Source organism: Micromonospora sp. WMMA2032, from assembly GCF_002688545.1.
In the GTDB taxonomy this organism is placed as follows: domain Bacteria; phylum Actinomycetota; class Actinomycetes; order Mycobacteriales; family Micromonosporaceae; genus Micromonospora; species Micromonospora sediminicola.
Genome location: NZ_CP024052.1, coordinates 1,603,568 through 1,626,677 on the forward strand (window position 1 = coordinate 1,603,568; position 23,110 = coordinate 1,626,677).

At 73.6% G+C, this 23,110-nt stretch carries 22 protein-coding genes; 8 read left to right on the forward strand and 14 right to left on the reverse strand.

The genetic code is table 11. The features are described 5' to 3' along the window. Positions 1–11: 11 nt before the first annotated feature. Positions 12–731, reverse strand: coding sequence for a DinB family protein (locus CO540_RS06840; protein WP_216642343.1), 720 nt, complete (start codon positions 729–731; stop codon positions 12–14). A gap of 120 nt (positions 732–851) precedes the next feature. Beyond that, complete coding sequence (locus CO540_RS06845; protein WP_157779067.1) at positions 852–1,322, reverse strand: hypothetical protein; 471 nt, start codon at positions 1,320–1,322, stop codon at positions 852–854. Positions 1,323–1,543: 221 nt separating this feature from the next. Here CO540_RS06845 and CO540_RS06850 point away from each other — a divergent pair, with 221 nt between their 5' ends. Next, positions 1,544–2,197, forward strand: coding sequence for a tetratricopeptide repeat protein (locus tag CO540_RS06850; RefSeq protein ID WP_099161384.1), 654 nt, complete (start codon positions 1,544–1,546; stop codon positions 2,195–2,197). A 162-nt stretch (positions 2,198–2,359) separates the two neighbouring features. Here the strand turns inward: CO540_RS06850 and CO540_RS06855 are convergent, their stop codons facing one another. Next, positions 2,360–3,358 carry an LD-carboxypeptidase gene (locus tag CO540_RS06855; protein WP_216642344.1) on the reverse strand — a complete coding sequence of 333 codons (999 nt, stop codon included), beginning with the start codon at positions 3,356–3,358 and terminating at the stop codon, positions 2,360–2,362. Between the two features lie 59 nt (positions 3,359–3,417). Further along, positions 3,418–4,047, reverse strand: coding sequence for a hypothetical protein (locus CO540_RS30810; RefSeq protein WP_253866506.1), 630 nt, complete (start codon positions 4,045–4,047; stop codon positions 3,418–3,420). An 84-nt stretch (positions 4,048–4,131) separates the two neighbouring features. On the opposite strand from CO540_RS30810, the gene CO540_RS30815 reads away from it, so the two are divergent. Beyond that, entirely contained in the window at positions 4,132–4,872 is a 741-nt protein-coding gene (locus CO540_RS30815) for a phosphotransferase family protein (RefSeq protein ID WP_099164629.1), read from the forward strand. A gap of 16 nt (positions 4,873–4,888) precedes the next feature. Here the strand turns inward: CO540_RS30815 and CO540_RS06870 are convergent, their stop codons facing one another. The 6 genes from CO540_RS06870 to CO540_RS06895 form a co-directional block, all read right to left on the reverse strand. Beyond that, a complete protein-coding gene (locus tag CO540_RS06870; RefSeq protein WP_099161386.1) occupies positions 4,889–6,706 on the reverse strand; it encodes an acyl-CoA dehydrogenase in 1,818 nt (605 codons plus the stop codon). Between the two features lie 15 nt (positions 6,707–6,721). Further along, positions 6,722–8,191 carry a 26S protease regulatory subunit gene (locus tag CO540_RS06875; protein ID WP_099161387.1) on the reverse strand — a complete coding sequence of 490 codons (1,470 nt, stop codon included), beginning with the start codon at positions 8,189–8,191 and terminating at the stop codon, positions 6,722–6,724. Between the two features lie 66 nt (positions 8,192–8,257). Beyond that, complete coding sequence (locus CO540_RS06880) at positions 8,258–9,439, reverse strand: alanine--tRNA ligase-related protein (RefSeq protein WP_099161388.1); 1,182 nt, start codon at positions 9,437–9,439, stop codon at positions 8,258–8,260. Positions 9,440–10,191: 752 nt separating this feature from the next. Then, on the reverse strand, positions 10,192–11,613 hold the full coding sequence (locus CO540_RS06885; RefSeq protein WP_253866508.1) for a glycosyltransferase family 4 protein: 1,422 nt from the start codon (positions 11,611–11,613) through the stop codon (positions 10,192–10,194). A gap of 155 nt (positions 11,614–11,768) precedes the next feature. Beyond that, entirely contained in the window at positions 11,769–12,908 is a 1,140-nt protein-coding gene (locus CO540_RS06890) for an acyl-CoA desaturase (RefSeq protein ID WP_099161389.1), read from the reverse strand. Between the two features lie 13 nt (positions 12,909–12,921). Next, positions 12,922–14,013: a ferredoxin reductase gene (locus tag CO540_RS06895; RefSeq protein ID WP_099161390.1), complete on the reverse strand. Its 1,092-nt coding sequence runs from the start codon at positions 14,011–14,013 to the stop codon at positions 12,922–12,924. An 83-nt stretch (positions 14,014–14,096) separates the two neighbouring features. Here CO540_RS06895 and CO540_RS06900 point away from each other — a divergent pair, with 83 nt between their 5' ends. Further along, positions 14,097–15,326 (forward strand): CdaR family transcriptional regulator, encoded by a 1,230-nt coding sequence (locus CO540_RS06900; protein ID WP_099164631.1) that lies wholly within the window; start codon positions 14,097–14,099, stop codon positions 15,324–15,326. A gap of 113 nt (positions 15,327–15,439) precedes the next feature. Further along, entirely contained in the window at positions 15,440–16,444 is a 1,005-nt protein-coding gene (locus tag CO540_RS06905; RefSeq protein ID WP_099161391.1) for a nitroreductase family protein, read from the forward strand. Here CO540_RS06905 and CO540_RS06910 read toward each other — a convergent pair. Further along, the gene (locus tag CO540_RS06910; RefSeq protein ID WP_099161392.1) at positions 16,416–16,850 is read right to left on the reverse strand and encodes a hypothetical protein; all 435 of its coding nucleotides are present in this window, start codon (positions 16,848–16,850) and stop codon (positions 16,416–16,418) included. The genes CO540_RS06905 and CO540_RS06910 overlap by 29 nt on opposite strands. Positions 16,851–16,935: 85 nt before the next feature. On the opposite strand from CO540_RS06910, the gene CO540_RS06915 reads away from it, so the two are divergent. Beyond that, positions 16,936–17,670, forward strand: coding sequence for a serine/threonine protein kinase (locus CO540_RS06915; protein ID WP_099161393.1), 735 nt, complete (start codon positions 16,936–16,938; stop codon positions 17,668–17,670). Between the two features lie 58 nt (positions 17,671–17,728). Next, a complete protein-coding gene (locus CO540_RS06920; RefSeq protein ID WP_099161394.1) occupies positions 17,729–17,959 on the forward strand; it encodes a hypothetical protein in 231 nt (76 codons plus the stop codon). On the opposite strand, the gene CO540_RS06925 is transcribed toward CO540_RS06920, so the two are convergent. Beyond that, positions 17,956–18,828 carry an alpha/beta fold hydrolase gene (locus tag CO540_RS06925; protein WP_099161395.1) on the reverse strand — a complete coding sequence of 291 codons (873 nt, stop codon included), beginning with the start codon at positions 18,826–18,828 and terminating at the stop codon, positions 17,956–17,958. The genes CO540_RS06920 and CO540_RS06925 overlap by 4 nt on opposite strands. 198 nt (positions 18,829–19,026) lie before the next feature. Here CO540_RS06925 and CO540_RS30310 point away from each other — a divergent pair, with 198 nt between their 5' ends. After that, positions 19,027–19,197, forward strand: coding sequence for a hypothetical protein (locus CO540_RS30310; RefSeq protein WP_172967802.1), 171 nt, complete (start codon positions 19,027–19,029; stop codon positions 19,195–19,197). 93 nt (positions 19,198–19,290) lie between these two features. On the opposite strand, the gene CO540_RS06930 is transcribed toward CO540_RS30310, so the two are convergent. Together CO540_RS06930 and CO540_RS06935 are read right to left on the reverse strand one after the other, a co-directional pair. Continuing rightward, entirely contained in the window at positions 19,291–19,557 is a 267-nt protein-coding gene (locus CO540_RS06930) for a hypothetical protein (RefSeq protein ID WP_091576519.1), read from the reverse strand. A gap of 17 nt (positions 19,558–19,574) precedes the next feature. Then, positions 19,575–21,359 carry an N-acetylglutaminylglutamine amidotransferase gene (locus CO540_RS06935; protein WP_099161396.1) on the reverse strand — a complete coding sequence of 595 codons (1,785 nt, stop codon included), beginning with the start codon at positions 21,357–21,359 and terminating at the stop codon, positions 19,575–19,577. Positions 21,360–21,593: 234 nt separating this feature from the next. Between CO540_RS06935 and glnA the strand changes: the two genes are divergently transcribed. Then, the gene (gene glnA, locus CO540_RS06940) at positions 21,594–23,018 is read left to right on the forward strand and encodes a type I glutamate--ammonia ligase (protein ID WP_099161397.1); all 1,425 of its coding nucleotides are present in this window, start codon (positions 21,594–21,596) and stop codon (positions 23,016–23,018) included. Positions 23,019–23,110 lie beyond the last annotated feature (92 nt).

Below are 23,110 nucleotides of genomic sequence, written 5' to 3' on the forward strand. Positions count from 1 at the left end.
CGAGCCCAGCCCTATTCCTGCGCGTCGAGGTCGCGCAGGGCGTAACGGAGGTGTTCCCACTCTTCGTCGAGGATCACATGAAGGCAGTGCACGACCGGCTCCTCGTGATCGGGTGACCACGCTGTCGGCCGCGGCTCGGCGAGCAGGGCCGGCGTGGCGTTCGCGAGGAAGTCCCGCACCATGGCCTGCCGTTCGGCCCGCAGGTCCAGTGTCTCGGCGAGACTCGGCGGCGTTGCCGCGAAGATGGACATGTCGTAGCCGTCCGTCTCGTACTCGGCGTGCGGCTGCCCGAGCGGGTGGAAGGGCTGCGGCAGTCGCAGAATCGCCTTGCCGAGCCATGCGTCGGTGGCGAACGCGAGGTGGCGCAGCGTCTGCGCGAACGACCACTCGCCGTCGATCGAGACGTCGGCGGCGCCCTCGGGCATGGACTCGACCCGGTCCACCGCGGCTGCCCAGGCCCTCTCGAGCGCCGCCCACGCCGCGCGCAGGCCGTCGAGATCCGTGGCGTTCTTCAGCTCGCGCCCGGGAAAGCGCCGGTTCAGCTCGGCCTCGACGAGCGGCGCCACGTCGACTCCGTTGACCAGCAGTGCGCCGTCCGCCAGCCAGGGCGCATCGATATCGAGGTCGCGCACGTCGACACCGCGCATCACCGCGCCGGCCAGCGTCGACCTGGTGAACCGCGCGCCTCGCAGGTCCTTGTCCACGAATGTCCTGACGTCGCCCTCGGTCACGGCGTCCCTCCTCCCATTGACGATCGCGGTGATGCTAGCGGGCGGGCCCGACAACGAATGTGCGACGCGACCAGCCGGCGGACCGCCGAGTCCGCTGCAACACGTTCCTGCGGTCCTTGGTCACAGATCGAACGCGGCGACGAGGGCCGAGAATGTCGGTGCCACCTCGCGCCACGAACACGGCCCCGGCTGGGTCCAGAAGTCACTGGCGAGGACGCGAGGGTCGGTGGGATCCGTGCGGTAGTCCAGGGCGACGACCACGTCATCGCCGGCTCGCTCGTTCACCGCCACGAGGGTCGCCTTGTCGATGTCCAGCCACGGCAGGTCGACGGGCCCGGGCTGCTCGCTGCCCCGCGCCAGCCTGAACACCTGGGCCGTCGCGTCGTCCTCACTGAGCGAGTCCAGTGATCGCGACTCTCGCGCCATCGCCTCGATGCTGGTAAGGAAGTCCAGCGGGTCCTCGAACCACGGCATCGTCCGGGCAAGGACGGTGGTACCGGGATGCCGCCATCGACCTTCCCTCACCAGCGACAGCAGCAGCCGCGGAACGACAAGGCCACGAATCCGGACCGGAATACGGCTATCCTCCACCGTCCAATCGTCCCACCGATCAGTCCGTGCCTTGGTCTGTCGTGAGCCGCACACAGAGATAGGGCCCGACCCTCAGCACACGTACATCCGCAGCCTCGCCCCGGCCGCGACTGAACACACCGATCGACGCGGACACCTCCGGTCGTGACGGCGATCCGCGCTCGGTCCGGATGGGTAAACTGCCGCACACGCATGTCGGAGCGGTGCCAGCGGGGGCGGCCATGAGCGCTGAAGACCGGATCGAGCGAGCCAGAGAAGCCTCTGAGCGGGCGGTGTACAGCGGTGACACCGGCGCGTTGACCGAGGCCGAGCGAGCCCTGGACGCGGTCGAGGCCGACGTGGCGTTGGCGCGCGGAAAGATCCTGCACGCCCGGTATCAGGCCGCCGCCGGCTCGTCGGCCGCCGAGGACCCCGCCGAACTTCCGCTGTTCGAGCGCGCACTCCGGTTGTACCGCGCACTGGGCGACACCCGCGGCGAGGCCGAGGCGCTGTTCTGGATCGGCTGTCTCCACCAGTTCGTCCGGCGCGACGACGAGGCCGCGCTACCGCACCTGGAACGGTCGTGTCGACTGGCGGCCGAGACCGGTGACAGCCGGACCCGGGCCGAGGCGCTGCGGCACCTGGGCATCGCGGCGCATGCCGCCGGCAGGTGGGACGAGGCGCGTGAGCAGCTCGAGGAGTCGTCCCGGCTGCGCCGGGAGATCGGGAACCTCCCGGGCGTGGCGTCCAACATGGTCGGGCTTGCCTACATCGCCGCGGCTCAGGGCCGCCGGGCGGAAGCGCTCGCCACGCTCGACGAGGCGTACGCCATCGCCCGTCCGCACGGCGCCCACGCCACGGTGCGGCACATCGAGCAGGCGAGAACACAGATGTGACGTCGCACCGCGATGTCGGTGCGGATACGCCGCGGCCTGCCGGGCGTGCGCTCGGGATAGGACCAGACGAAGCCCTTGTCGGCGACCCGGAAGTCGAAGCCGTCGCTGTCGATCTCGACCACGTGGGGCAGCGCCGACGCCACCCGCCGGACGTCGTCCGCGTCAACCACGGCGGTCACCCCGGGACACCGCCTTTCGCATCGCCACACCCTGACCGGACGTGTGTCCGGGATCCGCGCACGCCGCCGGTTCGAGCAGCGACAGCCTCCGCCGCTCCGCGTCGAGGCCGACGCGGATGCCGACCGGCATCGGCAGGTTCGGGCCGGCGTGTCCGAACTCGACGTTGCCCAGCACCGGGATGTCCCGGTCGCCGAGCACGTCGAGGACGATCTCGGCCAGGGTCGGGTCGGGCGCCCCCAACCCCTCGATGGCGTGCGGGACGCCCACGACCATGCCGGCGATCCGGTCGAGGACGCCGCAGTGCCGCAGCACCTGCAGGTCGCTCCACACCCACGACGCGAAGCCGCCCATCTCCTCCCAGAACAGCACCGCGCCGTCGAACCAGTCGAGTGGCAGCGCGTACCGGGTCGCCTGGGTGCGCATGACGCGGTTGAGCACGCCGCCGATGAGCCGGCCCTCCACCCGACCGGCGCGCCAGCACTCCCACGACGGGGTGGTGGGCAGCTCGCCGATCGCCTCCGTGCCGGTGAGCAGCGTCGAGTAGAGGCGCTCCAGTTCCGCCCGGCGCGCCTCGGTCACCCGCTGCCACGCCCCGCCGAGCCCCGGCGTGGCCAGGTCGGCGTGGAACCCGACCAGGCCCGTACGCGCGTGGAGCACGAGGTGCAGCAGCGAGATGTCGCTGTAGCCGAGGATCGGCTTGGGGTCGGCGGCGATCGCCTCGACGTCGATCAGGTCGAGGTAGCCGAGCGCCGTCTGACCGCCGTCGTGCGCGACGACGGCGCGCACCTCGGGGTCGCGCAGCAGCGCGTTGAACTCCTCGGCGATCTCCGCCGCGGTTCCCGCGCTCCACCAGTGGCGCCGCCCCGCCTCGAGCAGCGGTGCCCGACGCACCCGGAATCCCATCCCTTCCAGGACGGCCACCGCCCGGTCGAGGTCGGGCTCGTAGGTGGCGTGCAGCGGCCCGGACAGGGACGCGATCACGACGAGGTCTCCGGGGCGCAGGGCTCGCGGTCGAAGCAGTGGGGGCAGCGCGGATGCGGTCACGGTCTCCACGTACCCTTCGGGCCGGTCGGCGGCCGGCCGAAGATGCCGTCGCCGGTCACCGTGGCGTCGTCGATCCGGCTCGGGTCGACGCTCCACCGGCCGGCGATCGCCATCACGTCGAACTCGTTGGGCATGGCCTCGTGCCACCGGTCCCACTCGTCGTCCGACCAGTGCTCCATACCGGCCTCCCGGCGGCGGACGCCGACGTTCCGCTCGATCTCGTCGACGGTGGGGTCGCCCACGACCAGCGGCACCTCCCCCCGCTCGCCGATGTAGCAGTAGGCGCGCAGCAGTTCACCGTCCACCGCCCGCGCCCACAGGTGGTACTCGGGGACCCGCTCGGTGACGAAGAACTGCACCTCGCCGAGCGTCCGGCTCAGCTCCCGCAGCCAGTCGCGGAACTCCGGCTCCGTCGTGTCGAGGCCGGGCGGCAGGTCCAGCCGGCCGTGGGCGAGGACCCAACCGGGTACGGGCTCCGCCACGTACACGCCCTGCCGGTAGGCGCGGTCGGTGCCGGTGGCCCAGTCGAGCGTCTCCCGCTCGCGCAGGTCCAGGGCGTCCGCCACCTCCCGCACGGTACGGTCGCGGACCGCCAGCCATGTCGTCTTGAAGCAGAACCCGGCCACGGCGCACATGATCGCAGAATCAGCACCGGCCGTGCTCGCGAAAATCCGGTGACCGGCGAGGGCCACCGCCGTGACAATGTCGCCGTGGAGCAGATCGAGGTCGTCGTCGCCCATACGGAGCGTGCGACCCTGCGCGTCGGCGAGGTGTTCCTGAAGATCGACACCGACCGAGCGCGTACCGACGTCGAGGTCGAGGCGATGGCGCTGGTGCCGCTGCCCACCCCCGAGATCCTGTGGCGCCGGCCGCCCGTACTCGCGCTCGCCGCCCTGCCCGGGACGGCGCTCGGCCGCCTCGGCGAACCGTCGACGGCGTCGCCGGCAGCCTGGGCGGCGGCCGGTGCGGCCGCGCGGCTGCTGCACGACGCGCCGCTGCCCCCGTGGCCGGGACGCGGCCACGACGAGTTGGCCGCGCAGCTCGACGGCGAGTGCGCGTGGCTGCTGCGCCACGAGGTCCTGCCCACCGGCCTGGTCACCCGCAACCGCCGACTCGCCGAGACGGCGCTGCGGCCGTGGACGCCGGCGTTCATCCACGGCGATTTCCAGGTCGACCACGTGTTCGTCGCCGCCGACGAGATCACCGGCGTGGTCGACTGGTCCGAGGCGAGCCCGGGCGACGCCCTGTACGACCTGGCGACGCTGACGCTCGGGCACCGGGAACACCTGGCGGACGTCGTCGCCGGTTACGGCGCCGACGTCGACCTCGACCTGATCCGCGCGTGGTGGTCGATGCGCAGCCTGCTGGGAATCCGCTGGCTGGTCCAGCACGGCTTCGACCCGTACGCGCCGGGCTGCGAGGTCGACGTGCTGCGAGCACAGCAGGCGTGAACGGCGCGGTGCCGGGTCAGAACCAGCTCTCCCGCATGTCCAGCGTGGTGCGGTCCAGGCTCTCCAGCAGGTCGAACCGCGCCGCCACCGTCGGCAGCTCCCACCGGTAGAAGTAGCGGGCCGCCTGCCGCTTGCCCGCCAGGAACTCCCCCTCGGCGCCGTCCGGGGAGCCCAGCGCCTCCACCGCCAGCGCCTGCTCCAACCACATCCAGGCGATCACCACGTGCCCGACCGCCTCCAGGTAGACCGAGGCGTTGGCCAACGCCAGCTCCGGGTCGCCGGTGGCCCACAGTCGCCGGGTCACCACCGCGATGCGGTCCACCGCAGCGCCGAGCTGGCCGGCCAGCTCGGAGGCGAACCCCTCGGCCTTCCAGGCCCGGGTGACCGTGCCGCGGATGGTCTCCAGCAGCGCCTCCAGGGCCGCACCGTCGCGCATGGTGACCTTGCGGCCGAGCAGGTCGAGGGCCTGGATGCCGTGGGTGCCCTCGTGGATGGCGTTGAGCCGGTTGTCCCGCCAGTGCTGCTCGACGTCGTAGTCGCGGGTGTAGCCGTACCCGCCGTGCACCTGGATGGCCAGGTCGTTGGCGGCCAGGCACCACTGCGCCGGCCAGCTCTTCGCGATCGGGGTGAGCAGTTCCAGCAGCAGGTGCGCCCGGTCCCGGTCGGCCTCGGCGGGCGCGGTCTTCTCCTCGTCGAGCAGCCGTCCGCAGTAGAGGATCAAGGCGAGCGCGCCCTCGACGTAGCTCTTCTGGGCCAGCAGCATCCGGCGTACGTCGGGGTGGGCGACGATCGGCACCTGCGGCGCGGTCGGGTCCTTGTCGGCGACCGGGCGGCCCTGCGGTCGTTGCCGGGCGTACGCGACGGACTTCAGGTGGGCGGTGTAGCCGAGCGCGGTGGCGCCGGCCCCGATGCCGATGCGCGCCTCGTTCATCATGTGGAACATCAGCGCGAGCCCCTGGTGCGGCTGGCCCACCAGGTAGCCGACCGCCCCGGCCCGCCCGTACGGCCGGTGCACGCCCTCGCCGAAGTTGAGCAGCGTGTTGGTGGTGCCCCGGTAGCCGAGCTTGTGGTTGAGCCCGACCAGCACCACGTCGTTGCGCGGGCCCGGCCCGTCGCCGTCGCGCAGCACCTTGGGCACGATGAACAGCGACAGGCCCTTCACCCCGGGCGGCCCGCCGGGAATGCGGGCGAGGACCAGATGCACGATGTTCTCGGCCAGCTCGTGGTCCCCGGCGGAGATCCACATCTTGGTGCCGACGATCCGGTACGTGCCGTCGTCCTGCGGCTCCGCGCGAGTGGTCAGGTCGGCCAGGGAGCTGCCCGCCTGCGGCTCGGACAGGCACATGGTGCCGAAGAACCGGCCCTGGACCATCGGGCGGACCCAGGTGTCGACCTGCTCCGGGCTGCCGTGGGCGAGCAGCAGGTTGGCGTTGCCGAGGGTGAGGAACGGGTACGCCGACGTGCCCACGTTGGCGGCCTGGAACCAGGCGAACGCGGCGGCGGCCACGGCGTGCGGGAGCTGCATCCCGCCGATCGACTCGTCCAGCGTGGCGGCGAGCAGCCCGGTGCCGGCGAACGCGTCCAGCGCCGCCTTGACCTGCGGGATGGTGCGGACGCGCTGGCCGTCGAAGGTGGGTTCGCCGGTGTCGGCGGCTCGGTTGTGCGGTGCGAACCGCTCGGCGGCGACCTGGGCGGCGAGGTCGAGCACCGCGTCGAACGTCTCCCGGGAGTGCTCGGCGTAGCGGGGTCGCTCGGTCAGCCGGGTCACGTCCAGCCAGTCGTGCAACAGGAACGCGAGGTCGCGGCGGGACAGCAGCAGATCGGACGAGGACACGTGGGCTCCTTCCGGTCAGCCGCGGCGCAGACCGGCGACGGCCTCCCGCAGGTCATCCTGACCGATCGGGGCCGGCGGCGCACCCTCCGCCGCCTCCCGCAGCGCCTTGGCGAGTTGCACCCGGCGCAGCGCCTCGCGCAGGTCCGCGCCGGTCAGCCCGGCCGTGTCGGCGGCCAGGGCGGCCGGGTCGAGGTCGTCGGCGAACATCCGGAAGCCGGGCCGCTCGTGCCGGTCGATCAGCTCGCGGACCATCTTGGTGAGGATCTCCGCGCGGCCGGTCTCGTCCGGCGCCGGGATGGCGATCTTCAGGTCGAAGCGGCCGGAGCGGATCAGCGAGGCGTCGACGCGTTGCGGGAAGTTGGTGGTGGCCACCACGATGACGTCGGGGTTCTCCTCGAACAGCGTGTTCATCTCCTGCTTGAAGATGCCGGCGACGGCGTTGACCGCCTGGCTGGCCGCGTCCCCGCCGGCGCCCGCGTAGCTGATGATCGAGTCGAACTCGTCGAAGAGCATGACCGTGGGCCGGCGGTAGCGGCGGGCGTCGCGGAAGATGCGCTTGATGTTGCGTTCCGAGCCGCCGAGGTACTTGTCCAGGATCTCCGGGGTGCGGATCTCCTCGAAGTCCGCGCCGATCTCGTTCGCGAGGGCCCGGGCCAGCATGGTCTTGCCGGTGCCCGGCGGCCCGTACATCAGGATGCCCTGCGGCCGGCGCGCGCCCCAGCGGGCCATCGCCTGCGGGTGCCGGAACGACACGGCCACCTCGCGGAACCGGGCGACCACGTCGGGCAGGCCGCCGACCTGGTCGAGGGTCACCGTGGTGCTGCGCGGCTCGGCCACCGCGACCGGTCGCCGCCCCACCCGGTACGTCCGTCCGCGCAGCACGGTCGGCTCCACGCTGTCGCCGGCCAGCTCGCGGACGGCCTGGAACAGCAGGCCGAGCACGGCGATCAGCTGCGCCGGACCCACCTCGGCGCTGGGCACGTCGGCGCGGATGCGTACCGTGCCGTTGTCCTGGTCCACCTGGGGCCGCACCCCGGCGGCCTCGGCGGTGTGCAGCACCGCCCGGCCGGCCGGGTCACGCGGCGGCGTGACCAGCGCGGTGCCGGCGGGGCGCAGCCCGAGCCGACGGCCCGCCTCGGCCGCCGCCCGGCCCACCACGGCGGCCGGGCCGTCGCCGCCGCGCGCGGCGAGCCGCTCGGCGAGCAGCAGGCCGACCGGCCCGGCCAGCCCGAGGGCGAGCAGGCCGGCCGGCGCGGCCTCCACCCGCAGGTACGCCTCGAAGCGGTGCACCGGCCGCCCGGCGACGGTGTCCACGCGTACGGTGCAGCGGACCTCCCGGACCGGGGCGGGGAAGTCGCCGCCGGCCACCAGGTCCACCGGCCCGTCCTGGGCGGCGGCGAGCAGCCCTGTCGCGTCGACGACGCGTAGCTCGGCGCCGAGCAGCGGCACCACGTCCTCGTCCGGCCGCACCTCGTACCCGGTCATGGGTCCTCTTCCCTCGCGGCGACGTCTCCTGCGAGTCTGGCACCCACCGGCGCGGTCGGCCACACGTCAGCCGGCCGCCTCGCCGAGCAGGCCGTCGACCAGGTCGCGGGGCAGCCCGTGGGTGTCGTGCAGCCAGTGGTAGTCGCGTTCGGTCAGCGGGCCCCGCGCGCGCACCCGGTCGACCAGCGGCCGGCCCCGGCGCAGCAGCCCCCGGAAGCGGCGTTCCTCGTCCGCCAGCGCCTGCCGCAGCGGGCCGGGGTCGACGCGTTGGCGGAACCGGCGCGACGTGTCCTCGTGCGGCGTCGGGGGCAGCTCGTCCAGGCTCCGCCGCGGGTCGTCGCGCCAGAGCACGGTCAGCGCGCGGCGCAGCAGCCGGCGCAGCACGTAGCCCCGGCCGGTGTTGCCCGGGCGTACCCCGTCGCCGAGCACGACCACCGCGGAGCGCAGGTGGTCCGCGACCACCCGCAGGTCCGCGCCGCGCAGGTCCCACCGGTCGCGGACCGTCTCCACCCACGGGCGCAGCCCGTCGCCGGTGAACACGGACCGGTCGCCGCGCAGCACCATCTCCAGCCGCTCCAGCCCCATGCCGGTGTCGATGCTGACCAGCGGCAGCGGGGTGAGCCGGCCGTCGGGGTGGCGGTGGTAGCGCATCTGGACGTGGTTCCACACCTCCACCCAGCGCTCGTCGCCGCTCGGGGTGCCGGTGGGCGGCCCGTCGCCGGTCCACACGAAGATCTCCGAGTCCGGTCCACACGGGCCGGTCGGGCCGTTGGACCACCAGTTGTCCTCGCCGAGCGCCTCGACCGGCACGCCGAGGCCGGTCCAGGTGTCCCGCGCGGTCTCGTCCGGGCCGACGCCGTCCGTGTCGCTCCCCGCGTGGACGGTCGCGTGCAGCCGGCCCGCCGGGATGCCGTACCCGCCGGTGAGCAGCTCGTAGCCCCAGCGCAGGCTGGTCGCGATGTCGTAGTCGCCGAGCGACCACGAGCCGAGCATCTGGAACACGGTCAGGTGGGTGCGGTCACCCACCTCGTCCAGGTCCGTGGTGCGCAGGCACCGCTGCACGTCGACCAGGCGTCGTCCGCCCGGGTGCGGGCGCCCCAGCAGGTACGGCGTGAGCGGGTGCATGCCGGACGTGGTGAACAGCACCGGGTCGCCGGGCGGCGGGACCAGCGAACTCTCCGGCGCGTCCCGATGGCCGTGCCGGTGGTAGTGGTCGTGGAAGATCCGGGTGATCTCGTCGGGGGTCATGGCGGGTGCCTTCCGGGTACGGGCGTCCGGACGGTCCGCGCAACGATGGCGTGACACGACGACGCCGGCGGACCGTTTCCGGTCGCCGGCGAGAAATGGGCAGGTCAGGCGGCGGCAACCGGCGAGCGGGAAGCTCGCGCGGCGGCGGCGGTGACAGTGCGCCTGTTCTGCATGCCCCCACGCTAACCCGCCCCACCCGTCCCCGCCCACCCCCCTTTTCCCCACCCCTGCCCCCGGCCCCGGCCCCGGCCCCGGCCCGTCGATCATGAAGTTGGCGGCACTCCTGGGCGTTTGGTTTCCGATCTACCTCATGATCGACGTGGCGGGCATCGGGAAGCGGGGGTTGCGGTGCGCTGTGCACCATGCCGAGGTCCGGGCCGGCCGTGGGTGGAACGCCATGGGTGTGAAATCGGGCCGGAGACACCCATGGTGTTCCACCCGGTGGACGGCGTTCAGTGGTGAGAGGTGCAGGCCCCGGGGGGCGGGTCCAGCACTGCGGGGTGGCCGGGTCGACGCCGGGCAGCCGGCTCACGCGCCAGCCGGCCGGGCAGCCGGCAACCGGCCAGGCCCCGGCCCGTCACCAGCAGCCACGCCCTCGGCCAGCCGGGCAGGGCCATCGGTCATGGGCTGGGGCGCCACTTCGGCGGGGTGGCGGGGTCGCGGGCGACCGGAGACCGCCACCTCGCCGAGGTTGCGCCGATCTTGGGGGGGGTCGGCGCGGCGACGCCAGGGGGAAGGGACCGGACGGGATGTCAGGGGGTGGGGGCGGGGGCGGGGGTGAGCAGGCGCCGGTAGAGCGCGTCGAGGCGCTCGGCCTGCGCCTCCCAGGTCCATCCGGGCAGCGGTGAGTCCGGTCCGTCGTAGACGGCGCGGTAACGCCCCGGGTCGGCGAGCACCGCCGCGACCGCGCGGGCCAGGTCGGCGGCGTCCCGGGCCCGGAACACCTCGCCCTGACCGGTGGCCCGGACCGTGTCGGCCATGGTGCGTACGTCGCTGACCACGATCGGCAGCCGCGCGTGCGCGTACTCGAAGAACTTGGTGATCAGCGCGATCTCGTGGTTGGGCCAGTGGTGCAGCGGGATGAGCCCGACGTCGGCGGCGGCGAGGAACGCGACGAGCTGCCGGTGCGGCACGTACGGCAGCACATGCACCCGGTCGTCGACCCGGTGCCGGGCGGCGCGGGCCACGACCCGGCGGACGTACCCGGCGGCGGGGTCGCCGACGACCAGCGCCAGGTGCACGCCGGGCAGCCGGGGCAGCGCCTCGACCACGGTGTCGACGCCACGCTGCGGGGCCATCGCGCCGCTGTAGACCAGCAGCGGCGTGCCGGCGGCCACGCCGCAGCGCGCCCGCAGGTCGGGCGCGGCCTCGGCGCCCGGCGAAGCGACGACCACGGACCCGACGACCGGCGGCGGCACGACCTCGGCCGTCGCGACCGGGGCGTTGAGCACGACGGTCGGGCGCTGCGGCAGGTCGTGGTCGCGGACCAGCAGGTCGGCGAGGGTGTCGGAGACGGTGACGACGGCGTCGGCGTGGCCGACGTACTCGCGGACGTAGCCGAGGTGGGCGGGCAGCCAGCGGGCGTTGTCGCGGCGGGGCCGGGCGCCGGGCAGCCACTCGTGCGCGTCCCAGACCAGCTTGACGTCGCGTCCCTGCGCGCGGGCGCGCTCCACGGCGCGGGCGGCCACGCCGAGCATCCGGAAGTCGTGCGCGTGGATCAGGTCGGGGCGCAACGCGTCGACGACCGGGCCGGCGAGCCGCTCGTACCCCCAGAGCCCGGGCTCCAGCCGGCGCCAGGCCCGGTCGCCGAGCCGCGCCCGCCAGTAGCGGACCTGGGCGTGCTCGACGGGCCGGCGGGCCAGCCGGGCGGCCCGCAGCGGCAGCCCGCCCCGGGCCACCAGACGCCGCCGCAGCCCGGCCACGCCGCCTGGGGACCGGGACGCGCCGGGCGGGGCGGGGCGGGGGGCGTCGAGGGGCAGGACGCGTACCTCGGCGTCGCCGAGCTGCCAGCGGCGCTCGGCGTCGACGTGGGCGCAACCGAGCAGGGTCACGTCCCACCCGGCGTCGGCGGCGGACCGGGCGGCCTTCTGCACCCGCGAGTCGCCCTCGACGGCGTTGTCGACCAGCATCACCACCCGGCGGCCGGCGCGCGGCGTCGCGACGTCGCGGTCCATCGGCGACCACACCCCTTCAGCTCGTCGGCCGGACTGGCCGCGAGTGTACGGGGAGCGCGACGCCGCCAGGACCGCAGTGAAAGCGCCCTGAGCTGCGAAGACACCGAGTGTGCAGGTACCGGCGGGCGAACGTTCACCCGCCGTGCACGGGTCGGTCAGACGGCGCCGGAGGCGACCAGCGGGCCCGGGGCGGCCGGCTGCCGACGGTCGCGCCGGTTGGGCAGCGACAGCCGGATGACCTTCCACCAGGCGGAGGCGACCTGCTTGGGCAGCGGGCCGGTGGTGTAGCGCAGGCCGTACCGGTCGAACAGCGCCCGCACCTGCGGGGCGATCTCCTGGTAGCGGTTGCTGGGCAGGTCGGGGAAGAGGTGGTGCTCGATCTGGAACGACAGGTTGCCGGTCATGAGGTGCAGCAGGCGGGGGCCGCTGATGTTGGCCGAGCCGAGCATCTGCCGCAGGTACCACTCGCCGCGCGTCTCGCCCTCGATCGAGGTCTTCTCGAACGTCTCCACGCCGTTCGGGAAGTGCCCGCACATGATCACCGAGTGGCTCCACACGTTGCGCAGCAGGTTCGCGGTGAACGTGGCGGCGAGCGTGGACAGGAACGAGGGGCCGGAGAGCAGCGGGTGCACCACGTAGTCCTTCAGCACCTGGCGGCGGATCTTGCGGCCGACCGCCCTGGCCTTGGCCCGGAACGCCGGGTCCTTGAGCCGCTTCTGCTTGAGGTGGTCGCCCAGCTCCATGTCGTACGCGGCGATGCCGTACTCGAAGAAGCACGCGTTGAGCAGGTTCCACACCGGCTGGCCCAGGTGCATCGGGTGCCAGGGCTGGTCCTCGTCGACCCGCATGATGCCGTACCCGAGGTCGTTGTCCTTGCCGACCACGTTGGTGAAGCGGTGGTGCAGCTCGTTGTGCGACTGCTTCCACTGGTCGGCCGGGGAGACGTGGTCCCACTCCCAGGTGGTGGAGTGGATCTTCGGGTCACGCATCCAGTCCCACTGGCCGTGCAGGACGTTGTGCCCGATCTCCATGTTGTCGAGGATCTTGGCGACCGTGAGGCCGGCCGTACCGACGATCCAGGCCGGCGGGAACAGCGAGAAGAGCAGCACCGCCCGACTGCTGATCTCCAGCGTCCGCTGGGTCTTGATCACCTTACGGATGTAGCGGGCGTCCCGCTCCCCCCGGTCGGCGATGACCCGGTCCCGGATCGCGTCCAGTTCCTTGCCGATGATCTCGATGTCCTCGGCGCTCAGGTGGGCGATCGGGTTGTCGGCCTTCTTCTGGATCACGGTCACGTCGGTGGCTCCTTCAGAGATCGATGTCGCAGGTACCGGCGGCCGCCGACACGCAGGTCTGGATGGCGACGCCGTCACCCGGCACGGCCGTGGTGACGTCGCCGTTGCGCAGGTCGCGTACGGCGCCCTGGCGCAACGGCACGACGCAGCCGAAGCAGATCCCCATCCGGCAGCCCGAGGGCATGAGCACCCCCGCGTTCTCCCCCGCGTCGAGCAGGGTGGTGGCGCCGTCGGCCTCGACGGTCACCCCCGCCCCGGTGAAGGTCACCGTGCCGCCCTCGCCCGGCGTGATCACCGTGGGACGGAACCGCTCGGTGTGCAACAGTTCTGCGGCGGCACGCGCCGCCCAGTGCGTCTCGGCCGCGTCGAGCAGGCCGACCGGGCCGCAGGCCCAGGTGTGTCGCTGCGCGTGATCGGGTACGAGGTCGTCCAGCTCGGCCACGTCGAGCAGGCCGGAGGTGTCGGTGTGCCGCTCGACCAGCCGTACCGTACCGCGCTCGGCCAGCGCCCGCAGTTCGGCGCCGAAGATGACGTCGTCACGGGTGGGTGCCGAGTGCACCAGCACCACGTCGACCCGTTCCAGGAGCCCGGAGCGGAGCATGCCCATGACCGGCGTGATGCCGCTGCCGGCGGTGAGGAACAGGACCCGCTCGGGCACGGCCGTGGGCAGCACGAAGTCGCCCTGGGCCTGGTCGAGCTGGACGATCGTGCCGGGCCGGATCCGGCGGACCAGGTGGTTGCTGACCTTGCCGTCGGGGATGGCCTTCACCGTGACGCTGATCCGGCCGTCGGCCGCGCCCGGCGCCGAGGTGACCGAGTACGCGCGCCACTGCCGGACCCCGTCGACGTCGACGCCGAGTCGCACGTACTGCCCGGGCTGGTGGCCCCGCCAGCCGCGACCGGGTTGGATCACCAGCGTGGCCGCGTCCCGCGTCTCCGGGCGGACGGCGACGACGCGACCGCGCAACGGCGCGCCGGCGCGCAGCGGCGCGACCATGTCGAGGTAGTCGTCCGGGAGCAGCGGCGTGGTGACCGTGCCGGCCAGCCGCAGCAGCCTGTCCCGGAAGGAGACCTTCTGGGGGCGGCGGTGGGCAGTTGTGGTCATATGACCAGCGTGACTGCCCTATCGCATAACATCTTGACCGGCAAAGGTGAAACGGTCGCAGGTTTTTGTTCGAGGAGAACAAGATGACGCAGGAGGGCGGGACGGGCCAGCGCGCCGCCCATCTCGATCTCGACGCCGGCGTGGCGGCGACGCTGCGCGAACGGCTGCCCATGGTCGCCGAGCGGACGGTCACCGCGATCACCGCCGAGGTCCCGGACTACTCGGGCGCGCTGACCGGGGCCATGCGGGAGAAGATCGAGAACGCGGTACGCATCGCGCTCGGCACGTTCCTCCAGCTCATCGAGGGTACCCACCCGGCCGACCCGAGCACTCCCCTGGCCCCCGCGCTGGAGGCCGCCTACGCGCTGGGCAGCGGCGAGGCCCGCTCGGGGCGGAGCATGGACGCGTTGCTGGCCGCGTACCGGGTGGGGGCCCGGGTGGCCTGGCGGGAGGTCTCCACCACCACGGTCCGCAGCGGGTCGGCCGCCGAGACGGTGGCCGAGTTCGCCGAGCTGATGTTCGCGTACATCGACGAGCTGTCGGCGGCCAGCGTGGCCGGGCACGCCGACGAGCTGGCCAGCGCCGGCCGGGTGCGCCGCCGCAGCCTGGAACGGCTCACCCAGCAGCTGCTCGCCGGGGAGCCGGAGGAGTCGCTACGGGCCAGCGCCGAACGGGCCGACTGGCCGCTGCCGCAGACCCTGACCGTGGTGCTCCTGCCCCGCCGGCACCTGCGCGCGGTGCTCGCCCTGCTCAGTCCGCACACGCTGGAGAGCGGCGAGGACCTGCCCGGGATGAGCCCGGCCGAGGAACTGGCGGTGCTGCTGGTGCCGGACGCGCACGGCGGCCGGCGGCGTCAGCTCACCCGACTGCTGCACGGGCACCGGGCGGTGCTCGGCCCGGCCCGGCCGTGGCACCGGGTCGCCGCGTCGTACCAGCGGGCCACCCGGGCGCTCGCGCTCGGCCTCGGCGAACCGGACGCCGGGCCGGTCGACACCGAACGGCACCTGGCCACCCTGCTGCTCAGCATGGACCCGGAGGCCCTGGCCGACCTGCGCGCGCAGGCCCTCGCCCCGCTGGCCGTCCTGCCGCCGGCCACCGCGCACCGGCTCGCCGAGACGCTGCGGTCGTGGCTGCTGCACCAGGGGCGACGCGACGACGTGGCGGCGGACCTCTTCGTCCACCCGCAGACGGTCCGCTACCGGATGGGCAAGCTCCGGGAGCTGTTCGGCGACCGCCTGCACGATCCGGCCACCGTCCTCGACCTCACCATCGCGCTCGCCGTGCCGGCGGAGCAGGGCGGGGCCCCCGCCTGACGGTCCGCCGGGCCCCGGGTCGCCGGGCCCGAACGGCCGGGTCGTCCGGCCCTGTCCCCCGCCCGCGCCGGCGGGCAGGGTCGGAAGGGGACGAGCAACGAGGAGGCGCCACCATGAACCGCTCATCGACCGGTGTCGAGCAGACCCCGACGGTACGGGTGCTGGAGGCGGCGGCCCGGCAGTCCCTGCACGCCCCCTCGGTCTTCAACACCCAGCCCTGGCGCTGGCGGGTCACCCCGGACGCGCTGGAGCTGCGCGCCGACCCGGACCGGCAGCTCGCCCACACCGACCCGGACGCCCGGCTCCTCACGCTGAGCTGCGGGGCGGCGCTGCACCACGCCCGCGTCTCGTTGACCGCCGCCGGTTGGGCGGTCACGGTGGAACGGATGCCCGAGCCGGGCGACCCGGCGCTGCTGGCCCGGCTGCGCGCGACCGGCCCGGCGGACCTGGACGTCCCGGCGGGACGGCTGGTCGACGCGATCCCGCGCCGGCGCACCGACCGCCGCGCGTACGGCGACCGCCCGGTGCCCGAACCGGTCCTGGCCCGCCTCACCGACGCGGTCGCGGCCGAGGGCGCGCACCTGCACGTGGTCCGGCCGGACCAGATGCCGATGCTGGCCGTCTCCACCGGCCGGGCCGCCGACGCCGAGCTGGCCGACCCGGCGTACCGGGAGGAGCTGCGCCGCTGGACCAACCGGCCGGCGGACAGCGGCGACGGCGTGCCCGCCGCCACCGCCGTGCGACCCGCGCCGAGGCGGGTGCCGGTGCGCGACTACGCGCCCGGCGGGGCGGCCGGGCTGAGCGCGGGCGCGGACTTCGACCGCGGCGCGGCGTACCTGATCCTGTTCGGTGAGCGGGACGAGCCGGCGGCCTGGCTGCGCGGCGGCGAGGCGTTGTCGGCGCTGCTGCTCACCGCGACCGCCGAGGGGCTGGCCAGCGCGCCGCTCAGCGACGCGATCGAGCTGGCCTGGCCGCGCCGGATGATGCGTGACCTGCTCGCCGGGATCGGCGCGCCCTACCTGGTGGTCCGGGTCGGCTGGGGACCCGACGCCGAGCTGCCGCCGGCGCCGCGCCGCACGCCGGCCGACGTCATCGAGGTGGTCGCGCCGCCGGAGTGACCTGCTGGTTGTCCGACTCCCTCGGACGCCGAAAGGCGGTCCAGAGGTTGAATCCGACGATCGCGACCGCGAACGTCGCCCAGAGCGCGAGCAGGGCCGGCGAGTGACCGTCCCGGGCGAACCGGGGCAGGGCCACGGCCAACAGCACCACGCCGAACAGCGCCGAGGCGACGGCCATCGCCCGCCCTGCCCGCCGGGCCGGCCGCGGCACGGGCGGACGCCGCTCGGCGGTGCGCGCGGCGAGGGCCCGCCGCAGGGTGGTCCCGACCATCGTGACCGCCGCCGCCAGCCAGAGGACGGGGAACCACGAGAACGGTTCCGTGACGAGGCGCAGCACACCGTAGCCGGCCAGGACCGCGCCGAGCGTCGCGATGAAGAGGTCCCGCTGCCGTGCGCTTCCGGACATGCGTGGACGTCTACCCGGTCCGGCACCGCCGCATGCCCACGTCGACCGGGGCTCGGACGGCCGGAGCGGGCGCTAGTCTCGGCGGGTGTTCGAACCGGATCCGGCCGACGCGTTCGTGGTCTTCGGCGACCAGGACTCCGGCTGTCTGTCCTTCGGCGTGCGGGCGGCGGGCCGGCGGTGGTTCGTCAAGCAGGCCCGGACGCCGCAGGCGCGGGTCTCGCTCACCCGGGCCCTCGGGCTGCACGCCGCCGTCCGGCACCCGGACATCGTCCGGCCGGAGCTGGTGCGCGACGGCACCGACGGACCCACTCTGATCTACCCGTGGTGCGCCGGCACCGTGCTCAACCACGCCACCGTGCACGGCTCGGACCGCGCCGGCCTGGCCCGCTTCCAGCGCCTGCCGGTCACCGAGGCGCGCGCGGCCCTGGCGGTGATCCTCGACGCCCACCTGGCCGTCAGCGCCGCCGGCTACGTCGCGGTCGACCTGTACGACGGCTGTTTCCTCTACGACTTCGACGCACACCGGATGCGGCTGATCGACCTGGACGAGTACCGGCCGGGCCCGTTCGTCCTGGACTCCGAGCGGTTGCCCGGGTCCCGCCGCTACCTCTCGCCGGAGGAGTTGACCCGGGGCTCGCTGATCGACGAGCGCACGACCGTCCATGCGCTGGGCCGTACGCTGCACCACCTGCTCGACACGCCGTCGGGCTGGCGGGGCGACGACCGCGCCGCGGCGGTGGTGGAGCGGGCCACCCGGGCCGATCCGGATGCGCGGTACGCGTCCGTGCCCGACCTGGTCGAGGCCTGGCGGAACGCCTGACCGCTGACCGCCCGACCCCGCCCGTGGGTGGCGTGGTGCCAGGCCAGGACTGCTGATCGTGCTGTTGCCGGCCCTGGGACCGGGACAGCTCTGGCTGCGCTACCGGGAGAACCGGGCGACGCTGCGTGCCTTCGGGGCCGAGCTGCACGCCGAGGCGTCCGCGGTGCCCACGGCGATCGCCGCCGCGCCACCGCCGCCGTTCCGGCTCCGCCTGTTGCGATCACTGCGGACGCTCCTCGACCTGGACCCGCCGGGGCAGCGCCGTCGTCCGACGTCTGGTCCGCGCTAGCCGCCGGCCAGGACCTCGCGGAGGCGGGCGGCGAACTCCTCCGGCTTGCCGCCGTAACCGAACCGGCCGTCGAGGAAGCCGCCGTGGTGGCTCGGGAACACCGTCGCCTCCTGCCCGAGCAGCGCGGCGGTGCCCGCCGCGGTGCGCGCCGTGTAGGTGCCGGCCGACTCCTCCCCGACCGCGACCACGATGCGGGTGGGCGCCGCGGTGAGCCGGCCCGCGTCGGGCCGGTAATCGGTGACCGCCCAGGAGTTCTGCGACAGCAGCGGGTCGTCGCGGGTGCCGTCGTCCTCCGTCGACAGGCCGAACGCGGCCGGGTCGGGCGAAGGCTGCGCGAAGTAGGCGTCGGTGAACTCGCCCTGCCAGGACGTCATCGCGATGAAGTCGGCCATGCCCGCGCCGTTGCCTCCGGCGAGGTACGCCTCGTGGAAACGGGCGCGGGCCCGCTCGGCCCCCGCCGCGTCGGGGAGCACCGCGTTGATCGGCGGCTCGTGCGCCACCAGCGTGACGACGTCGTCGGGGTGGGTGGCGACCAGCTCGAGGGCGGTGACCGCGCCGCCGCTGCTGGCGAAGATCTCGACCGGCCCGGCACCGAGCGCCTCGACCAGCAGGTGCAGGTCGGCGGCCTGCTGCTGCGGGGTGTGGTCGGACCGGCCGTCGGTGCGCACGCTGCGACCCAGCCCGCGCGGGTCGTAGGTGACCACGGTGCGGTCGGTGAAGTGCCCGGCGAGCGCGTCGAAGCCCTCCGCCGTCATCGGCTGGCCGATCATGAGCAGCACCGGGCGGCCGTCGGCCGGCGGCAGCGGGCCACGGACGTCGTAGACCAGGTCGGCGCCGGGCACGGCGAGCGTGTGGGTCCCTGTCGTCATGGCGGTGACCCTACGACGCCGGTCCGACATCCGTGGCCGCACCGCGCCGAGCGGCTGGCCGGCCGGCCGGGCCGCAAAGGAGCGCCGGCGGTACCGGCCGGGCCGGTGCAAACACCCGCCCGACCGGGCGGCCGGCGCATAGCGTGTGGGCAGGGAGGCAGCCTGGGCAGGAGGCGGCCGGAGCCGGAGGGGGACGCCGTGACGGAGCCGGAAGAGGAGCAGGAGAAGACCCGCAAGACCGATCAGGTGCTGTTCTCACCCGACGGCGACCCGCACCACACGCTGGCCGAGGCGCCCCAGCCGGACGAGCACCTCGACGTCACCGCCACGGTCGACGACCGGACCGAGGTCGTCGACGACGAGCGCTGACGGGCCGGGACTACCGCCGGTGCCGGCGTCGGCGTCGACGCCCTGGGGCGGCCTGCGGTCGGCGGGTCCCGGTGCTCCTTGGGCTCGCGCCGCTCAGACCGGTGGGATGCCGGAGCGGCCGATCGCGGACATGTCGCCGCCACCGATCTCGGTGGTGTCGCCGGGCGGGCGCGGCGGGCCGGTGGCCTCGGTCCGGTCCTCGACGCAGGCGTCGCCCCCGCCGTGCATCAGCTCCCCGACGGCGGCCAGCGCCGACCCCTTGTCCGGGCAGGGCCGGCCGGTGGCGAGCACCTGGCCGTCGTCGCCCAGGACGGTGAACCCGACCGTGCCGTCGGGCTCGCTCTCGATGACGAACTTCACCGTGCCTCCCCCTCGGGTCAGCTCACGCCCTGGGACTGCAACCACAGCTCCAGCAGGCCCAGTTGCCACAGCTTGTTGCTGCCGGCGGCGGCCTGGGCCCGGTCCGGCTCGGTGAGCAGTTCGTCGACGTACGCGCGGCGGAACAGGCCGCGCCGGCGCGCCTCGGGCGCGTGCAGGGCCTCGACCACCAACTCTCGCACGGGACCGTCGACGTTGCGCAGCGCCGGGACCGGGAAGTAGCCCTTGGGCCGGTCGATCACCTCGGGTGGTAGCACCTCGCGGGCCACGTCCTTGAGCACCCCCTTGCCGCCCTGGGCCAGCTTGTGCTCGGGTGGACAGGCCGCGGCCAGCGTCACCAGGTCCTGGTCGAGGAACGGGGTACGCACCTCCAGCCCCCAGGCCATGCTCATGCTGTCCACCCGCTTCACCGGGTCGTCCGGGAGCATCAGGTGGGTGTCCAGGCGCAGCACCGCGTCCACCGCGGTCTGCGCGCCGGGCGCGGCCAGCTCCGCGGCGACCAGCTCGCCGCTGGCGTCCCGGTCGCAGGCGTACGCCGGGTCGACCACCCGGTTCAGCTCGGCGTGGTCCCGGTCGAAGAACGCGGCGGTGAACTCGGCGGCCGCGTCCGCGCGGGCCGCGTCGGCGAGCCGGTGGTGGTAGCCGTAGCCGGCGAAGACCTCGTCGGCGCCCTGCCCGGACTGTGCCACCTTCACGTGCCGGGCGACCTGCTCGGAGAGCAGGTGGAACGCCACCACGTCGTGGCTGCCCATCGGTTCGGTCATCGCCGTCACGGTGGCCCGTACGGCCGGGCCGAGGTCGCCGTCGGCGAGCCGGATGCGGTGGTGGTCGGTGTCGAACGTGCGGGCGACCAGGTCGGAGTAGTGGAACTCGTCGCCGGACTCGTCGCCCCGACTGTCGAAGCCGATGCTGAACGTCTGGAGGTGGTGCTGCCCGGCCCCGTCGAGCAATGCGACGATCATGCTGGAGTCGAGCCCGCCGGAGAGGAGCACCCCGACCGGCACGTCGGCGACCAGCCGCCGGCGTACGGCGGTGCGCAGCGCGTCCCCGACCGCGGACCGCCAGTCGCGGGCGTCCATGCCGTCGTGGGCCGGGTCGCGCCGGTATTCGGGCCGCCAGTAGACGTGCTCGCGGCTGCGCCCGTCGGACTCCACCACCCGGACGGTGGCCGGGGGCAGTTTGCGCACCCCGCGCAGGATCGTGCGCGGCGCCGGCACGATCGAGTGCCAGGACAGGTAGTGGTGCAGCGCGACCCGGTCGATGCCGGTGTCCACGTCGCCGGCGGCGAGCAGCGCCGGCAGCGTGGAGGCGAAACGCAGCCGGCCGGGTGACTCGGCGAGGTAGAGCGGTTTGATGCCCAGCCGGTCCCGGGCCAGCACGAGCCGGCGCCGCCGCCGGTCGACGAGCGCGACCGCGAACATCCCGACCAGGTGGTCGACGAACCGCTCACCCCACTGCGCGTACGCGACCAGCACCACCTCGGTGTCGCTGGTCGATCCGAAGGTGTGTCCGGCCGCCCGCAGCTCCTCGCGCAGCTCCGGGTAGTTGTAGACGCAGCCGTTGAAGACCAGGGCCAGCCCGAGGTCCTCCCGGACCATGGGTTGGCCGCCGGCCTCGGACAGGTCGATGACGGTCAGCCGGCGGTGCCCGAGGGTCACCCAGCCGTCGCTCCAGAGTCCTTCGCCGTCCGGGCCGCGCGAGCGCATGGCCTCGGTCATCCGGGTCACCGCGGCCGCGTCGGGGGTGGCGCCGTCGAAGCGGGCCTCGCCGCTGATCCCGCACATCTCAGCGGCCGCCGGTCAGTCGCGGAGCACCCACCAGGCACACCTCCCGCCGCGCCGTCCCCCGGGCGGTTCGCCGGGTCCGCCGTCTACCCGGCCTGTGACGGAGGAAACCCGGGATGGGCGGTTGGCGAGCCGGAACGGGCGGACCGTCGTACGGTGGCGGTACGGGCCATGTCCCCGGGCGGTCCGGCCACGGGACGTGGCCATGATCAACAATGCCTGCCAGGAGGACGTGTGTTCGCCAATTCCGAGGAACTCCTGCGTTACCTCAGCGATGAGGACGTGAAGTTCGTCGACGTACGTTTCTGTGACCTGCCCGGCGTGATGCAGCACTTCAACCTGCCGGTCGAGTCCTTCGACGACAGCGTCTTCACCGACGGCCTCGCGTTCGACGGCTCGTCGATCCGCGGCTTCCAGTCGATCCACGAGTCGGACATGCTCCTGCTCCCGGACGTGGCCACCGCGTTCGTCGACCCGTTCCGGGCGCAGAAGACGGTCGCGTTGAACTTCTTCGTGCACGACCCGTTCACCCGGGAGGCCTACTCGCGGGACCCGCGCAACGTGGCGAAGAAGGCCGAGGCCTACCTGGCGGCCAGCGGCATCGCGGACACGGCCTACTTCGGGGCCGAGGCGGAGTTCTACATCTTCGACTCGATCCGCCACGAGACCTCGGCGCACCAGTCGTTCTACTACATCGACTCGATCGAGGGCGCCTGGAACACCGGCCGGGTAGAGGAGGGCGGCAACCGCGGCTACAAGACCGCCTACAAGGGCGGCTACTTTCCCGTCCCGCCGGTCGACCACTACGCCGACCTGCGCGACAGCATGGTCCGCCGGATGGTCGACGCCGGTTTCACGGTGGAGCGCTCGCACCACGAGGTCGGCACGGGTGGCCAGTCGGAGATCAACTACAAGTTCTCCACGCTGCTGCACTCGGCCGACCAGCTCCAGCTCTTCAAGTACCTGATCAAGAACGAGGCGTGGGCGCACGGCAAGACGGCGACGTTCATGCCCAAGCCGCTGTTCGGTGACAACGGCTCCGGCATGCACACCCACCAGAGCCTCTGGCTGAACGGCGAACCGCTGTTCTACGACGAGACCGGCTACGCCGGCCTGTCCGACACCGCCCGCTGGTACATCGGCGGCCTGCTGCACCACGCGCCCTCGCTGCTGGCCTTCACCAACCCGACCGTCAACTCCTACCGGCGCCTCGTGCCCGGCTTCGAAGCCCCGGTCAACCTGGTCTACTCCCAGCGCAACCGGTCCGCCTGCACCCGCATCCCGGTCACCGGCAGCAACCCCAAGGCCAAGCGCGTCGAGTTCCGCGTCCCCGACCCCTCGGCCAACGTCTACCTCGCCTTCTCCGCGATGATGATGGCCGGCCTGGACGGCATCAAGAGCAAGATCGAGCCGCCGGCCCCGATCGACAAGGACCTCTACGACCTCCCGCCGGAGGAGTGGGGCGACGTCAAGCAGGTCCCCGGCTCCCTGCCGCACGCGCTGGAGGCGCTCGCCCAGGACCACGACTACCTGCTCGACGGTGGCGTGTTCACCGACGACCTGATCTCCACCTGGATCGACTGGAAGAACGCCAACGAGGTCGACCCGGTGCGCCTGCGGCCCACACCGCACGAGTTCGCGCTCTACTTCGACTGCTGACCCGGGCCCGCCGCCCCCGCGTGTCGCACGTGGGGGCGGCGCTGCGGGGAAACCGCATCCGGCGGGCACCCGGACTCGTACCGTCGAGGCAT

Bases quoted from the DNA above. Each gene is read 5' to 3' on its own strand.
- CO540_RS06935 (WP_099161396.1), bottom strand. From the start codon at position 21,359: ATGTGCGGGATCAGCGGCGAGGCCCGCTTCGACGGCGCCACCCCCGAC.
- CO540_RS06885 (WP_253866508.1), bottom strand. From the start codon at position 11,613: ATGGACCGCGACGTCGCGACGCCGCGCGCCGGCCGCCGGGTGGTGATG.
- CO540_RS06875 (WP_099161387.1), bottom strand. From the start codon at position 8,191: ATGACCGGGTACGAGGTGCGGCCGGACGAGGACGTGGTGCCGCTGCTC.
- CO540_RS06880 (WP_099161388.1), bottom strand. From the start codon at position 9,439: ATGACCCCCGACGAGATCACCCGGATCTTCCACGACCACTACCACCGG.
- CO540_RS06925 (WP_099161395.1), bottom strand. From the start codon at position 18,828: ATGACGACAGGGACCCACACGCTCGCCGTGCCCGGCGCCGACCTGGTC.
- CO540_RS06910 (WP_099161392.1), bottom strand. From the start codon at position 16,850: ATGTCCGGAAGCGCACGGCAGCGGGACCTCTTCATCGCGACGCTCGGC.
- CO540_RS06895 (WP_099161390.1), bottom strand. From the start codon at position 14,013: ATGACCACAACTGCCCACCGCCGCCCCCAGAAGGTCTCCTTCCGGGAC.
- CO540_RS06905 (WP_099161391.1), top strand. From the start codon at position 15,440: ATGAACCGCTCATCGACCGGTGTCGAGCAGACCCCGACGGTACGGGTG.
- CO540_RS06850 (WP_099161384.1), top strand. From the start codon at position 1,544: ATGAGCGCTGAAGACCGGATCGAGCGAGCCAGAGAAGCCTCTGAGCGG.
- CO540_RS06900 (WP_099164631.1), top strand. From the start codon at position 14,097: ATGACGCAGGAGGGCGGGACGGGCCAGCGCGCCGCCCATCTCGATCTC.